12 protein-coding genes are annotated in these 13,643 nt (G+C 64.2%); 7 read left to right on the top strand and 5 right to left on the bottom strand.

Translation table 11 applies throughout. The features are described 5' to 3' along the window. Positions 1-41: 41 nt before the first annotated feature. Entirely contained in the window at positions 42-1,508 is a 1,467-nt protein-coding gene (locus QN239_RS12590; RefSeq protein WP_499010701.1) for a serine hydrolase domain-containing protein, read from the top strand. On the opposite strand, the gene ripB is transcribed toward QN239_RS12590, so the two are convergent. After that, entirely contained in the window at positions 1,505-2,152 is a 648-nt protein-coding gene (gene ripB / locus QN239_RS12585) for an NlpC/P60 family peptidoglycan endopeptidase RipB (RefSeq protein ID WP_499010699.1), read from the bottom strand. The two genes, QN239_RS12590 and ripB, sit on opposite strands and share 4 nt — an antisense overlap. An 830-nt stretch (positions 2,153-2,982) precedes the next feature. On the opposite strand from ripB, the gene QN239_RS12580 reads away from it, so the two are divergent. Then, positions 2,983-3,117, top strand: a complete 135-nt coding sequence (locus QN239_RS12580; RefSeq protein ID WP_499010696.1) for a hypothetical protein — start codon at positions 2,983-2,985, stop codon at positions 3,115-3,117. A gap of 219 nt (positions 3,118-3,336) precedes the next feature. Here QN239_RS12580 and QN239_RS12575 read toward each other — a convergent pair whose 3' ends face one another. The 3 genes from QN239_RS12575 to QN239_RS12565 all read right to left on the bottom strand — a co-directional run bounded on the left by QN239_RS12575 (position 3,337) and on the right by QN239_RS12565 (position 5,994). Further along, positions 3,337-3,993 (bottom strand): PAS domain-containing protein, encoded by a 657-nt coding sequence (locus tag QN239_RS12575; RefSeq protein ID WP_499010695.1) that lies wholly within the window; start codon positions 3,991-3,993, stop codon positions 3,337-3,339. A 14-nt stretch (positions 3,994-4,007) separates the two neighbouring features. Beyond that, on the bottom strand, positions 4,008-4,421 hold the full coding sequence (locus QN239_RS12570) for an XRE family transcriptional regulator (RefSeq protein ID WP_499010693.1): 414 nt from the start codon (positions 4,419-4,421) through the stop codon (positions 4,008-4,010). A 769-nt stretch (positions 4,422-5,190) separates the two neighbouring features. Next, positions 5,191-5,994, bottom strand: a complete 804-nt coding sequence (locus QN239_RS12565; RefSeq protein ID WP_499010691.1) for a transglutaminase-like domain-containing protein — start codon at positions 5,992-5,994, stop codon at positions 5,191-5,193. A 539-nt stretch (positions 5,995-6,533) separates the two neighbouring features. Between QN239_RS12565 and QN239_RS12560 the strand changes: the two genes are divergently transcribed. After that, on the top strand, positions 6,534-7,694 hold the full coding sequence (locus QN239_RS12560) for an AI-2E family transporter (RefSeq protein ID WP_499010688.1): 1,161 nt from the start codon (positions 6,534-6,536) through the stop codon (positions 7,692-7,694). Here the strand turns inward: QN239_RS12560 and QN239_RS12555 are convergent. After that, positions 7,691-8,155, bottom strand: a complete 465-nt coding sequence (locus QN239_RS12555) for a hypothetical protein (protein WP_499010684.1) — start codon at positions 8,153-8,155, stop codon at positions 7,691-7,693. The two genes, QN239_RS12560 and QN239_RS12555, sit on opposite strands and share 4 nt — an antisense overlap. Positions 8,156-9,267: 1,112 nt before the next feature. Here QN239_RS12555 and QN239_RS12550 point away from each other — a divergent pair. From QN239_RS12550 to QN239_RS12535, 4 genes are all read left to right on the top strand, one after another. Then, on the top strand, positions 9,268-9,906 hold the full coding sequence (locus tag QN239_RS12550; RefSeq protein ID WP_499010682.1) for a TetR/AcrR family transcriptional regulator: 639 nt from the start codon (positions 9,268-9,270) through the stop codon (positions 9,904-9,906). 82 nt (positions 9,907-9,988) lie between these two features. Beyond that, positions 9,989-10,582, top strand: a complete 594-nt coding sequence (locus QN239_RS12545; protein ID WP_499010681.1) for a PAS domain-containing protein — start codon at positions 9,989-9,991, stop codon at positions 10,580-10,582. Positions 10,583-11,004: 422 nt separating this feature from the next. Beyond that, a complete protein-coding gene (locus QN239_RS12540) occupies positions 11,005-12,045 on the top strand; it encodes an NAD(P)H-dependent amine dehydrogenase family protein (protein ID WP_499010678.1) in 1,041 nt (346 codons plus the stop codon). Positions 12,046-12,055: 10 nt separating this feature from the next. Then, positions 12,056-13,597, top strand: coding sequence for an FAD-binding protein (locus QN239_RS12535; RefSeq protein ID WP_499010676.1), 1,542 nt, complete (start codon positions 12,056-12,058; stop codon positions 13,595-13,597). Positions 13,598-13,643 lie beyond the last annotated feature (46 nt).

Genomic DNA, 13,643 nt, shown 5'->3' with positions numbered 1-13,643 from the left:
GCCTGAACTGTAGGCCGCAGATCTCGGCTAGCGTCGAACCGATGAGAAGGTGCGTCGCCCGGCTCTGCGCCACCCTGTTGCTCGTCGTCGCAGCGGCGCCTGCGTGCGCCCGGGTGACACCACCACCGCACAGCACCGATATGGCACCGAGCGTGATTCCCGACGGTCCGTTCGCACCCGTCATCCGCGTGGTGAACGACGCCATCGCGGTGCACCGAATGCCGGGCGCGGTGGTCCAGATCGGGCACGCGGGCACCGTCGTCTTCCAGCAGGCCTTCGGCTGGCGGAAGCTCCCCGGCGAGCCGGGACTGGATGGATCACCCTCACCCGGCGAGCCGATGACCACGGACACGATCTTCGACCTGGCATCACTGACCAAGCCGCTGTCGACGACCGTGGCGTTTCTCCAGCTCTACGACCGGGGTCTGGTGAAGGTCGACGAACCGGTCGAGGAATACCTACCGGAGTTCAACCCGACCCACGATCCGAGACGTGCTCAGGTGACACTGCGCATGCTGCTCACCCACACCTCGGGTACGGGTGGCGACCTGAGTCGGCAGGGCCTCTGGGGCCTGACCGCCGCGGACAAAGCCGACGGCCTTCATCGCGCGTTGACCTCGCCGTTGGAGTTCGGCCCCGGTGAGGGTTTTCACTACTCCGATATCAACTTTCTGATCCTCGGCGCGCTCATCGAGAGGATCACCCGCGCACCGTTGGACACCTATGTGCAAGACCATGTCTTTGCGCCCCTTGGGATGACGGACACCCGCTACCTGCCCGCCACCAAGGCCTGCGGCCCGCACGAAATCCGCGGTAATGCAGTCGTTTTCGACCCGAAGTCGGCCAAACCCGGCGCGTGCCCGCCGGGCACGTGGAGCACCGACGTTCTGGCCCGAATCGCGCCGACGGCCCACGACGACGACACGCCGGGTGTCAACCCCGACTTCGGCCACCTGCTCCGCGGCACGGTGCATGACCCGACGGTGCGGCGGATGGGCGGGGTGGCCGGCAGCGCAGGCGTGTTCACGACAGCGCACGACGTCGGCCGGTACGCCCAAGCCCTGCTCGATCGCCTCGCAGGACGACCCAGCGATTTCCCGCTGAGCCGGCCGGCGGCGGAACTGATGACCAGTCCCCAGCAGCCCGGTCACACCGACACCCAAGTCGACGCGGCGCGCGAGGCCAGCCGGACGGCCATCGAGGAGACGCCCAACACCACCGATCCCCTACTCGCACCGCGCTACCCGGCGATCGCCGGACAGGATCTGCGCGGATTCGGCTGGGATATCGACACCGAGTTGTCCAAGCCGCGCGGCATGGTGTTCCCCATCGGCAGCTTCGGCCACAGTGGCTTCACCGGCGTGACACTCTGGATCGATCCGGGCTCAGACACCTACGTGGCGATCCTGGCGAATGTCATCCACCAGCCGGGCGGGCCGCCGATCGTGCGCCTCAGCGGTGACGTGGCCACACTGGCAGCGCGCGTTCTGCAACTCTACGGCGGTTAAGTCTCGACCACGCGCGTGACGTACGGCGTCATCCCAGGCATGCGCACGGGTGACACCTTCACCGGGACTCCGGTCTGTTGCGCCTCGATCATCTGCCCATTGCCCAGATAGAGCGCGGTGTGTTGACTGCCACCCGGTCCCCAGAACAGCAGGTCGCCGCGGCGCGCCTCGGACTTGGCCACATGCCGCCCGGCGTTGTACTGATCACCCGACCATCTCGGCAGCAGCACACCGACACCCGCGTAGGCAAACCGCGTAAGGCCCGAACAGTCGAAACCCACAGTGTCGGAACCGGAGTCGATTCCCTTGCTCGGACCCGTGAGGCTTCCCCCACCCCACGAATACGGCACACCGATCTGCGAACCCGCGCGCCTGATCGTGTACTCGATCGCCTGCGGCCCCCGCACACGGCCACCGACCGGCCCATCGCTGGCCAGGCCGAGTGCGGCGAGGAACTTGTGCCCCAGATCGGCCGTGGTCTGCGCAGCGATGCGGGTGGCCCCCAGCGAGGCATTGGCCAACGCCAACGGATCGCCCGGGGCACCGGCACTGACGCGTTGCGGCAGTGACGGATCGAAGAGACCGTCATCAGCGCGGGCGACCGGCGGCGTCACCGCAGCCAGAAACGCGGAAGCCAGAAGCAAACCGGTGACCTCAATTGCTTCTCGGCGGCGCACAAACCACCTCCACCACTCACATATTCACGTAGTACCTACGTATGTACTGACAAAGACCAACGTAAGGGCACGACCTTGGGGATGCCAGTGTCTGGGGGTCTCGCTTCGATAACCGATGGCTATCGATATCGACACTTCGCGTGATTTTCCGAAAAGGACTCGCACTTGCAACATCTCGTGAACATCGACGTTCGTCGCAGTGATAGCGTGCAGGCGCGGGACGTCGCAGGTCCGGATGCCGGATACCCGACAACAGACCATCCCCCGCCCCAACACCGCTGAAAGGGCACTCAGCGCAGAGGCCCGGAGGTCTTTTGCTTGACAGATAGAGGGCGGACCGGTCGAGCTTGCGCACCGCCGCAAAGACCCGTCCATCGTCGTCGGCAGATTGCTCCTTGACGACTGCCCAAGCCCGCCGTGTGACCAGCCTGAGCGCCGGTTTGATGCCGCTTCGTTCTGTGAGCAGGATGGAGTGTATGGCCAAGCCTCAGCCGGTCGAGCAGCGTGAACGTGCGGCGGGGATGGTGCTCGCTCATCTCGGTGAGCATCAGTCGGTGTATTCCGCCTGCCAGGCCATCGGCCCGAAGGGCGGTGTTGGGGTCGAGTCTTGTGCCCGTGGGTGTTGTAGGCCCATGTCGGTGCCGCCGAGCGGCCAGGTGTCGCAACGGCTGAGGCGCAGCGTATCCGCGAGCTCGAGCGGGAGGTTCGGGATCTCAGGGAGGCCAACGAGATTCTGAAGGCGGCGGGCGGCCGGGCACCGGGTCGAGTCGATCTGTGTAGTCCTGCGGGAGCAGGGCGTGCAGGTTGCCCCACGGACCCAGCGTAACTGGAAGACTGCGCAGCCCTCGGCCCGCACACGCACCTGCACCCGCACCCGCACGAACACGAAGCTCACCGACGGGCTGCTGGCCACCGGCGGGTGGACCGGCTGATGGGACACCGCCGGCGGTTGTGGACGATCTCCAGGTAGTCGAAGATCGCATTGGCGAGTACGATTCTCGTTTTCCGGCGTTTGCGGCTGCGTAGTTCGGGTTCCATTCTGCTCCAGAATGATTCGTAGCTGCAATCTACCGTGAAATTGTTCGCGACCGGTGCACACGAGTCCCTACCCAGCAACCCCGAGACACGGGCGAGTGAGGCCTCGGCAAGACTCAAGGCCGACGGTCACTGATACCAGCTAGGTCGGTGATATCGCGGGAGATGCACAAGATCGTTCGTACCCGGCCGTCGATACTCTCGACGGGAGTCAGGATATTGTCCCAACGTCGCGGACCGTCTCCTCCCTTGCTACCACCAGCAAATCGTGCTGCGTTGCCGTTGCGCGCCGCCTGTAACGCACGGAATCCTTGGCGACGGAATTCACCGGGAAGCAGCTCTAGCCACTGCATACCGAAGTCGTTCTCGTCGGGAGATAGTCCGAGCGCCGCACAACCGGCCGCGTTCATGGTGAGCAGCGTCCCGTCGACACGAATCACCTTCACGCAGTCGTCTGGTCCGTCGACATCAGTACCTCGCGACAGTGTTTCGTCGTACATGACAACGGCAGTGTTTCGGAGCACGTCGAGCTGGAATTCAACTTCAGCGCGGGCGGGTCCCATCGCGTGACGGACACGTGGAGTCACCCGTCGAATTTCGCCGCGCTTTTCCAGAACCGCAAGGTGTTGGTAGAGCGCCTCTTTGAAGATATAGAGGCGGCACTCTTTAGCGAGATAGCGTTGCAGAGCGCTGAGCGACATCGGACGAGCTACGATCGCCATCGCTTGTGTCAGTTGGCGCCGTATCTCGTCCTCGACGGCTGCGTCTACCATTCCCCCTCCCGCACTCACCCGGCGTACGCGACTCGCCGCGATGCTTGCTGGTCGGAAATCCCAGCAAGCACCTGGTCGCGAAGCCCGGGTGGCAGTTCCAAGAGCGAACTCACCACCCGACGGACCATGTCATCGTGAGCCAAACTGAGCCAGTGAAGTTCTTGTGCCACAGCAGTTCCACTCGCCGAGTCCCGGCCAAGCAAATAGTCCGGGTGGACACCGAAGAATTCGGAGAGCACGTCGATCATGCGCGGCGACGGGCGAAATCGCGTACCCGAGCGTAACTGCGACATGTAGGGCATCGATATCCGGTGACCACGGCGGCGTAGCTCATGAACCACCTCGGCCGCGCAATACGGGCCCCGGCCCGGTGGATAGACCACCTCAAAAAGTTGATTCAGCCGCTTGCTGAACGTCGCGGTCGCCACTGCCTCCCCCTCACACTTCGATACGCGATTCATGGCCGAGAATGCCGCAACTCACCTGCAACTGGCCATCGAAATGGTCGACCTCCCCCTCTCCGCCGCCCCCTGCGCGCAAGACACATGCCAACGTGCGCAGCACGCCCTCTATATCTTCGCGGACGTCACCGTCGGCCTATCGTAAGACGAGACGCACACTTCTGCAAACCGGTTCAATTATGAATTTGCATCTATTTGTTGACGGAGAGCTGCGTTGCGTACCCGACATCAAGAGCGCTGTGAAACAGGAAGCCGGCACGAAGCTAGGTATCGATGTGACGGTCTCGACAACGCTTGACTTTCAGATAGCCTGCGCCAGGTACCCCGGAGTCGGCGTTACGGAGTCTTCAATATTTGTGTTGAATGGCAGAGAGATACAGGCTCTCGGGGTACTCCGAGCGCATCTGAGCCGCATCCATACTTTCGATGCTCCACAGGACATCTGGAATTCCGGTAAAGCGCCAGAACCGTGGATCGCGCTCACCCAGCACCGTCCCCGACTACGCAGAGACTCTCTACTTGCAATCCGGCAGTGGGACTGAAGCCGACTTGCTCTCCGGCTACGGCGGCACCGAATTCGCTAAGTACAACACCCGCTACACAGCCAACGTTCCGCTCACATACTTCTCGACTGAATTGCATTCAGCACCCGGCGCAGCGACCGACGACAGCTTCGGCCGGAGGGCCATGCGTTGCCAAGCCTCGATAGCGTCGTGCTTCGTCGCTGAACCTCGCGTCAAGACAGTGCGACGAGGTCCCGTACAGAGTCGACGGGAAGCGCACCGTCGACAACTGCAGTAACCGTGGCGCCATTCAAAGTAATGGCTCCCTTGTGATTGCTCAGAAACGCGGTATCGGCAGCATCTCGTCCGGTGGCTATGCGTACCAAGGCACTCCTGGGCGCCAAGCACGTAGCATCCACGACCTGCCATTGATCATCAACAAGGGCTTCAGCCACGGCATGAAAGTCCATCGGTTCGCATCCCGGCGCATACACGGCTACTAACCTCGCCGGCACGTTCATTGCGCGCAACAAGGCCACGACAAGGTGGGCGTAATCGCGGCAGACGCCGCGGCCGGCGAGGAGAGTGTCGACGGCACCGTCGATTGGGTCACTGGAGCCAGGGACATAGTCCAAATGGGTGCCGACCCAAGACGACACTTTCTCCAGCAGCGTCACCGAACCGCCGTATTGGCCAAACTGCTTGGCCGCGAAGCCGTAGAACTTGTCTGCTTCGGCGTAGCGACTGGGCCGCAGATAGAAAATCCTGTCATACGGGGTGACCGGGGCGAGATCGCTACGCCCGGTTACCGCAGCCTCGTATCTCACCTCCAAGTGTCCGACCGGCGCGTCGACGGTGTGAATCCTATTGCCATGCTCACCAACAACTTGTTCCGGCTCGATCGTTTGGCCATCCAGCACGAACGTCAGCGACTCGTTAACGTCAGCTCCTGACTGAGTCGCCACTGCGATTTGAAACTCGAGTGTGGTTTCTGCGGTGATGTCGATGTCGAGCCGAGCGGACACGTCACGTTTCATAACGCCCACCTTGCCACGTCGGCAGCCACCTCGCATGCTGATCGGAGCCGCACTTCTGCGCGTCCAAGACGACCTCACATCGATCACAGCCCGGACCGTGACGGGGCCCTAACTGGAACCGACTCGGCGAAATGTGGCTTTTTCACAGTAATTCTGGTGCGTGACCGACAGACAGGGAGCGCGATCCGTCTCTCCGTTCGCGCACCTGGGGACGCCAGACGCTCAGTGGCCGCCACCGCATGCTTCCCCAGTGGCAATTGCCACGCGCACGGGCACTCTGTGAAGCAATATGCAGGTTTGTTCATATTTGATGAGATATCCATTTTTGTCACGGTGGCACATGCCAGTCTACGGATCGAACATGAGACGGTGTCGCGGCGTAGAAGCCTGTGCGACGGCTCGCTGCAACCCGAACTGTTCGGTTTGTAACCCATTTCGGGGTGTGTTTCGTTGCGTACGAGCCTCGCGCTCTGCGACCGCCGCTTCTTCCGGGACCGTTGCTGCACAGTCGGTAGCAGTAGGGCCGCTACGCTATTGGCATGACGCTTCGCCTTGCGGCACTGACTGCCGATCCGCTCGCCGACGAGTCGGTGAGCCCCGTGATCCGCAAGGCGGCTGCCTGGTCCTGGCGGTTGCTGGTCATCGGTGCGGCGGTGATGGCGGCGCTGTGGGTGATCACCCACCTCGAGCTCATCTTCGTGCCCGTGGCGTTGGCGGCCATGATGGCCGCGCTGCTGATGCCTGCGGTCGACCTCCTGCACACGCGCCGGGTGCCGCGCGGGGCGGCGGTGGCGGGGGTGATCCTCGGCGCGATCGCCGTCGTCGGCGGCATCCTGACCTTCGTGGTGAGTCAGTTCATCAGTGGCGCACCGGATCTCGTCGAGCAGGTGACGCGCAGTATCGACGGGTTGCGGGTCTGGCTGGTGGAGGGGCCCGCGCATCTGAGCAAGGATCAGATCGACCACGCCGGCGACTCGGTCATCACCGCGCTGCGGGAGAACCAGGCCAAGCTGACCAGCGGGGCGCTGTCCACCGCGGGCACCATCACCGAGATCGTGACCGGTGCCCTGCTGGTGCTGTTCACCTTGATCTTCCTGCTCAACGGCGGTCGCGAGATCTTCGCCTTCATCACCAGGATCTTCCCGACGACGGTGCGCGACCGGGTCCGCGACGCCGGGCGGGCCGGGTTCCGTTCGCTGATCGGCTACGTGCGGGCGACCTGCCTGGTGGCCCTTGTCGATGCGATCGGTATCGGTACCGGCCTGGCGATCATGGGGGTGCCGCTGGCGCTACCGCTGGCCTCGCTGGTATTCCTCGGTGCGTTCATCCCGCTCGTGGGTGCGGTGCTCACCGGCGGGATCGCCGTCGTCGTCGCACTCATCGCCAAGGGCTGGGTGTACGCCTTGATCACGCTGGGCCTCATCATCGCCGTACAGCAGCTGGAAGCCCATGTGCTGCAACCGATCGTGATGGGTCGCGCGGTGTCGTTGCATCCCCTGGCCGTGGTGCTGGCCATCGCCGGCGGCGGTGTGCTGGCCGGCATCGTCGGCGCCCTGCTCGCGGTGCCGGCACTGGCGGTCACCAACAGCGCGGTGCGGGTGCTGCTGGCACCGGATCCCGACGCCGAGGAAGCCCTGCTGGCCGCCGAATCGGGTGCCGGGCCAGACCCCGACCCTGGGGCCGGGGACGAGTCCGGTTAGAGCCTGCCCTCGCGCCGCAGCAGGTCGGCGGCGCTGAGCCCGCCACTGCGACGGGTCGGTGCCTCGTCGCCAGGACCGCCCAATTTGAAATAACGCCATGATCGCTTCACCGACGCTGCAGCCATTGCCGCCATCACGCCCAGACCCACGACACCGGCTGCAGCGGAGGCGCCCCAGCGACAGTGCACCACCTGCTGACATTGACCGACATAATCTGTGACAATCAAACGCGACGTAGCCAGGTTGTGCTGATCCACATTGATCCGATCCAGCCGAGCCGCCACCGAGATGTCAGGCACGTACCCGGTACCGCAAGTAATCTGCACACCCCCGTAATCCACAGCCGACAGTGTCAAGGGCTGTGCCATCGCAACCAACGCCCCCAACACACCAGCACCCGCAACCAACCGCGCCCCACTCTTGACTACTCCCCCGGCAGCGATCATCGCCACAATGCCCATCCGACTACCTCCACGCGCCGCCCTGCGGCGTAATCAGTTTCAACCCGACGTACCCGCCCTACGGGACGCACGCACGCCCTCGCCAAGAGTCCGCAAACTCCAGCCACAAGGGCAGGATGCTCTGCCGAAAGGTGTCTCGCATCTACGCACGAGCAGGTGTTCCCCGCCAGCGCGTTGCGGGCACTGACGACGGGACCCGGCTCGCTCCGTATGCTCAGGCCACCCACACATGCTCGTTGACTTCGAGCGAGATGACACAACGCGAATCGGCCGCCAGCCGAAGGCGGAGGGCGGGTCCGCCGACTCCCCGAGCACCCAGAACTGCGACCGGCTCCGTTCGCGGTGTCATACGCTGACGCGGCAAAAGCAGCTCCTACCTCAGCTGTGCGAGAAGCCAATACCGTTACTGGAGGGCAACGCAAGCAGGGAGTTCACCGCCACGCGCGTCCCTTTCCCGCGGACGATCTGCGGCGCTGGCACCACCTCGGCATACGCGCGTTGAAGAGCTGGCACCGTTGAGCAACACCCTCGAACGCCAAGCAGATTCACTCACACCACTCCCCAATTGCTTTTCCGCACATACCCGCCGGGGCGGAAGCGTGCGCCCGTAGTAGTGACACACCCCCGCCCCGGACCCCCGGTCAGGCCGGTCAACTGCACACCAAATCACCGGCCCGGCGCCCCCAGATGACCACCCTTCAGATGCCCAACGCTAGCAGGCACGTCGGCTTAGTACATCACAGTTCAGTAATGAATATACCTCTAATTTTATGCCGAATTGTGCAGAGGAACCCGTCCCCCCGGGATGCTAAAGCCGCCCGCGACGTCAACCAACACCACGACGCTGCAGCCCACTTCGGCGATTCGGCATTGTCTGTCGAGAGAGCCAAGCTGAGAGTCAGGTTCATTCTTGAGGAACATGAGGCTTTCGGCCGTCCACGATGCGCAGCTGAAACGTGCCAGGTAGCGTCATCCCGCCCTGGGTGGGGCACCCTATTCGCCGCGTCACGACAACCGCGAGTACGGGGTGGTCGTAGCATGGGAGGGTGACATCCTTGGATCCGCAACGTCCTTCCCGTATGCAACGACGACGTGTACGTAACCGTGAGGCCATGCTTGACATCGCCGAGGAACTGTTCGCGCGCGCCCCGTACGAATCGGTCCATATCGACGAGGTTGCTGAGGCCGCTGATGTCTCAGTCGGCACCGTCTACAGTCATTTCGGTAGCAAGGAAGGCCTTTACCTAGCTATCGTTGACCGAATCGTGGACGAGGCGGACGCCATGATCGACACCAGCAGCCTCCGCGATGAATCCATTTTTGGCCAGATGTCGGCGGTCGGCGAGGCCTATCTCGATCTGCTTCTAGAGAGGCCGTTCATAGCTACCGTCTTGGTATCGGAGGCCGCGCTACCCGCCGATGATGCAACGCGCAATCGTATTGCGGCCCAAATCGACGACCTCTACACAAGTTTGGCGCGCCTGGTCGAACCCGCTTTGATCTCTGACGGGATGTATCTGGCGGACGCGGCATTACTGGCTAGATTCCTCATAGGGGCCTGGACGGGGGTGATCGCACTATCCACGCGATCAGGGGGAAGTCCCGTTGATGTCGACGAGCTCGCCGCATGCCTCAACCAGGGCCGTGACCTACTCACGGAGGCCGTCAATCACCGCCTCTTCACGACCACGCGCCAGCACGCCAAACGCCCCGCCGCAGCCAGCCGCGGAGGCAGCTCTCGCGGAAAGTGACAATAAACGGCCAGGCAACACGAAACTCACATTAGGAGCAGTTCGCACAGTCGAGGGCTGAGCTCGGAAAGCCAGGGGAAGAATGGTCGACACCGCTGAGGGAGAGGAGATCCGGCGGCAGTTGGTGTCGTCGATGGCAATCACCGCGCGCCCGATGTCGACAAGCGAGCTACAGCGTCACCTCGCCGCCGAACGCAACCTGTATGTCATCAATGAGACCCTCTACCAGAATTTGGTAGTTCTCGCGCAACGCGGAGATATCGTGCGACTCGCCGCGCAAGGACACAATGCTAGGTGGATCATCAACACTCACCCATCCCGCGGAGAGCCGAGCGGTATGAGTGTCCAGCCGCACGACTGCATCAAGCTTGTACGCACCGACGGGATACTGCTCGGAATGAACCAGGTGGGATGCGCAGCTCTTGGGCTACCCTTGGATGAAACGGAGTTCGGCATGGTCTGGCTCGAACTGCTGCCTGAAGAATTTCGCCGCCAAGGGCTGCGAGCACTTAATGCCGCACGCAACGGCAAAGCCGCCCGGTTCTCAGGTGTCAGCCTCGGCGGCCAGAACGCCCAACGGTGGGATAACATACTGACCCCGATTGCAGACGAGGACAACCAGATTCGCACAATTCTGTGCGTCTCCCGCGATGTAACTTCAATTCAGCAATCCTGAATGCGATCGGCCAAGAGACCATACACATATCCGCTTGGATTCCAGCAGTCGTTGCAGCGGTTGGGATCAAGAGGCGTCCAGTAGAGCAGATAGGCGTTCGGCTGGTGTGTCCCAGTTGATTGTCTTGCAGGGTCGGCCGGGATCGCCCTGTTCTCACCAGAACAAGTCCGCAACGGCAGCTGGAAACACCGCGCGGCCACCGACCAGGCCTACTAGCAAGAACACTCCGACCGATTCCGCCGCTGCCCGCACGTCCCAACGCCGGCCAATACCGTCGGGCATCAACCTGCCCAAACCTGACAACCGACTCCAGGTAGCTTGACGACGACCGGTGACATCTCATTGAGAATGGACACTGCGCATGATCAGCACATATGTGACCCGGGTTACACAGGTGTACACCTCGGCAATAGTGTGCACTCATGAGCCCGTTACGAGTCATCCAGTGGACCACCGGCAACATCGGTAAACGCTCCCTGCACGCGATCATCGGCCGCTCCGATATGGAACTGGTCGGGGTCTACGCCCACGGTGCCGACAAGGTCGGCGTCGACGCCGCCGAACTGGCCGGCTGGCCCGAGCCGACCGGCGTCACGGCCACCAACGACATCGACGCGCTGATCGCGCTGCAGCCCGACGCGTGTTGTTACAACCCGCTGTGGCCCGATATCGACGAACTCGTCCGGCTGCTGGAAGCCGGGATCAACGTGTGCTCCAGCGCCGCCTGGATCACCGGCGGCAAGCAATCCCCGCACGACCTCGATCGCATCCGGAAGGCCTGCGCAACAGGACAATCCACCATCTTCGGCAGCGGCGCGCACCCGGGCATGACCAATATGGTCGGCATGGTGCTCTCGGGTTCCTGCGAGCGGGTCGACGAGATCCGGATCACCGAATCGGTGGACTGCTCCACCTACGAATCGGCGGGCACCCAATCGGCGATGGGCTTCGGCCAGGATCCGCAGACCCCGGGCCTGGCCGAGAGCGTGCGCGTGGAGAGCGAAGTGTTCGCCGAATCGGCCGCGATGATGGCCGACGCGATCGGCGCGCAACTGGACCGGATGACCTTCGACGTCACCTTCACCGCGGCCACCGACGACACCGACCTCGGCTTCATGCAGATCCCGAAAGACACCGTCGGCAGCGTGTACGGCTACCACCGCGGCTGGGTCGGTGACCGCAATGTCGTCAGCGTCGGCTTCAACTGGACCATGGGCAACCACGTGACCCCGCCGAAGCCCCTCGAGCACGGCCACGTCATCCAGGTATTCGGGCTGCCCAACATGCGCACGGTGTTGCACTGCCTGCCACCACGCGACTGGACCGAGCCCGGGTTCATGGGGCTGGGGATGATCTACACCGCGATGCCGGTGACCAATGCGGTGCCCGCGGTGGTCGCCGCCCCGCCGGGCATCGTCACGCTCAAAGACCTGCCGCCGATCACCGGCCGGTTCGCACAGTAGGGCGCCCGGCATGACGTCAGCGCACTGGGACGACATCGTCGACGTGGTCGTCGTCGGCTCCGGCGGCGGGATCACGGGCGCCTACACGGCAGCGCGTGAGGGCCTCTCCGTCGCACTCGTGGAGGCGACCGAGAAGTTCGGCGGCACAACGGCATACTCGGGTGGCGGCGGCATGTGGTTCCCGGCCAACCCCGTCCTGCGCCGGGCAGGCGCCGACGACACGATCGAGGACGCCCTCACCTATTTTCACGCCGTCGTCGGCGACCGCACCCCACGGGCACTGCAGGACACCTTCGTGCGCGGCGGTGCACCACTGATCGCCTACCTCGAAGAGGACGAGGCCTTCGCGTTCAAGGTGCTGCCCTGGCCCGACTACTTCGCCCATGCCCCGGGTGCCCGGCTGGACGGTATGCGGCACATCGTCGCCAGAGCACTGCCCGACGACGCGCTGGGACCGCTCGCCGGGACGGTGCGCGGTCCGCTCGACCACGAACGCCTCGGCACACCCGCACCCGAATTACTCACCGGCGGAAGAGCATTGATCGGCAGATTCCTCGCCGCACTACGCCGGTTCCCGCAGGCGTCGGCCCACCTCGACTCCCCACTGACCGAGATCGTCACCGAGAACGGCGCCGTGACCGGAGTGGTCGTGCAGCGTCACGGGGCACCGGTGCGCATCGGTGCCCGTCGCGGTGTGCTGCTGGCCGCAGGCGGATTCGAGCAGAACGCCGCGATGCGCGCCGCCTACGGTGTGCCCGGACGACCCGCCGACACGATGGGCGCACCGGGCAACACCGGGTCTGCCCATGAGGCGGCCATCCGCATCGGTGCGGCCACCGACCTGATGGACCAGGCCTGGTGGTCGCCCGGACTGACCCATCCCGACGGCCGGTCGACGTTCTCCCTCGGTATCACCCGCGGCATCCTCGTCGACTCCGCCGGCCGCCGGTTCGTCAACGAGAGCGCCCCTTACGACCGGCAGGGCCGGGTCATCATCGACCGGATGCTCTGCGGGGCAATGACCTTGCCGTTCTGGTTGGTGTACGACGATCGTGACCGGGACGCCCCGCCGGTGCTGTCGACCAGCGTGTCGCTGGTCGACACCGCGCGCTACCGCGACGCCGGGCTGTGGCACACCGCCGACACCCTGGACCAGCTCGCCGACGCCATCGGTGTGCCGGCCGCCGAGCTGCGCGCCACGGTGGCGCGCTTCAACGAGCTCGTCGCCGCCGGCACGGATCCCGACTTCGGCCGTGGCGACGAGACCTATGACCGCACCTTCACCGGCGGTGCACTGCCCATGGCCCCGCTCGACCGGCCGCCCTACCACGCCGCCGCCTTCGGCCTCTCCGACCTGGGCACCAAGGGCGGGCTCGTCACCGACACCCAGGCCAGGGTGCTGGATACCGGCGGGCGCCCGATCCCCGGTCTGTACGCGGCGGGCAACACCATGGCAGCCGTCAGCGGCACCACTTACCCCGGAGGGGGCAACCCGATCGGCGCGTCGATGTTGTTCAGCCATCTCGCCGCACTGCACATGGCCGCCCGATGATCCGGCGAACGCCGGACACCGGCACCCGGTAGCGGGCATCATCCGT

It is taken from the genome of Mycolicibacterium sp. Y3, assembly GCF_051188035.1.
GTDB classification, from domain to species: Bacteria; Actinomycetota; Actinomycetes; order Mycobacteriales; family Mycobacteriaceae; genus Mycobacterium; species Mycobacterium fluoranthenivorans.
Note: the sequence above shows the minus strand (reverse complement) of the source record. Positions and strands in the feature narration are given on the sequence as shown.

Bases quoted from the DNA above. Each gene is read 5' to 3' on its own strand.
- QN239_RS12590 (WP_499010701.1), top strand. From the start codon at position 42: ATGAGAAGGTGCGTCGCCCGGCTCTGCGCCACCCTGTTGCTCGTCGTC.
- QN239_RS12575 (WP_499010695.1), bottom strand. From the start codon at position 3,993: ATGGTAGACGCAGCCGTCGAGGACGAGATACGGCGCCAACTGACACAA.
- QN239_RS12565 (WP_499010691.1), bottom strand. From the start codon at position 5,994: ATGAAACGTGACGTGTCCGCTCGGCTCGACATCGACATCACCGCAGAA.
- QN239_RS12560 (WP_499010688.1), top strand. From the start codon at position 6,534: ATGACGCTTCGCCTTGCGGCACTGACTGCCGATCCGCTCGCCGACGAG.
- QN239_RS12555 (WP_499010684.1), bottom strand. From the start codon at position 8,155: ATGGGCATTGTGGCGATGATCGCTGCCGGGGGAGTAGTCAAGAGTGGG.
- QN239_RS12550 (WP_499010682.1), top strand. From the start codon at position 9,268: ATGCTTGACATCGCCGAGGAACTGTTCGCGCGCGCCCCGTACGAATCG.
- QN239_RS12545 (WP_499010681.1), top strand. From the start codon at position 9,989: ATGGTCGACACCGCTGAGGGAGAGGAGATCCGGCGGCAGTTGGTGTCG.
- QN239_RS12540 (WP_499010678.1), top strand. From the start codon at position 11,005: ATGAGCCCGTTACGAGTCATCCAGTGGACCACCGGCAACATCGGTAAA.
- QN239_RS12535 (WP_499010676.1), top strand. From the start codon at position 12,056: ATGACGTCAGCGCACTGGGACGACATCGTCGACGTGGTCGTCGTCGGC.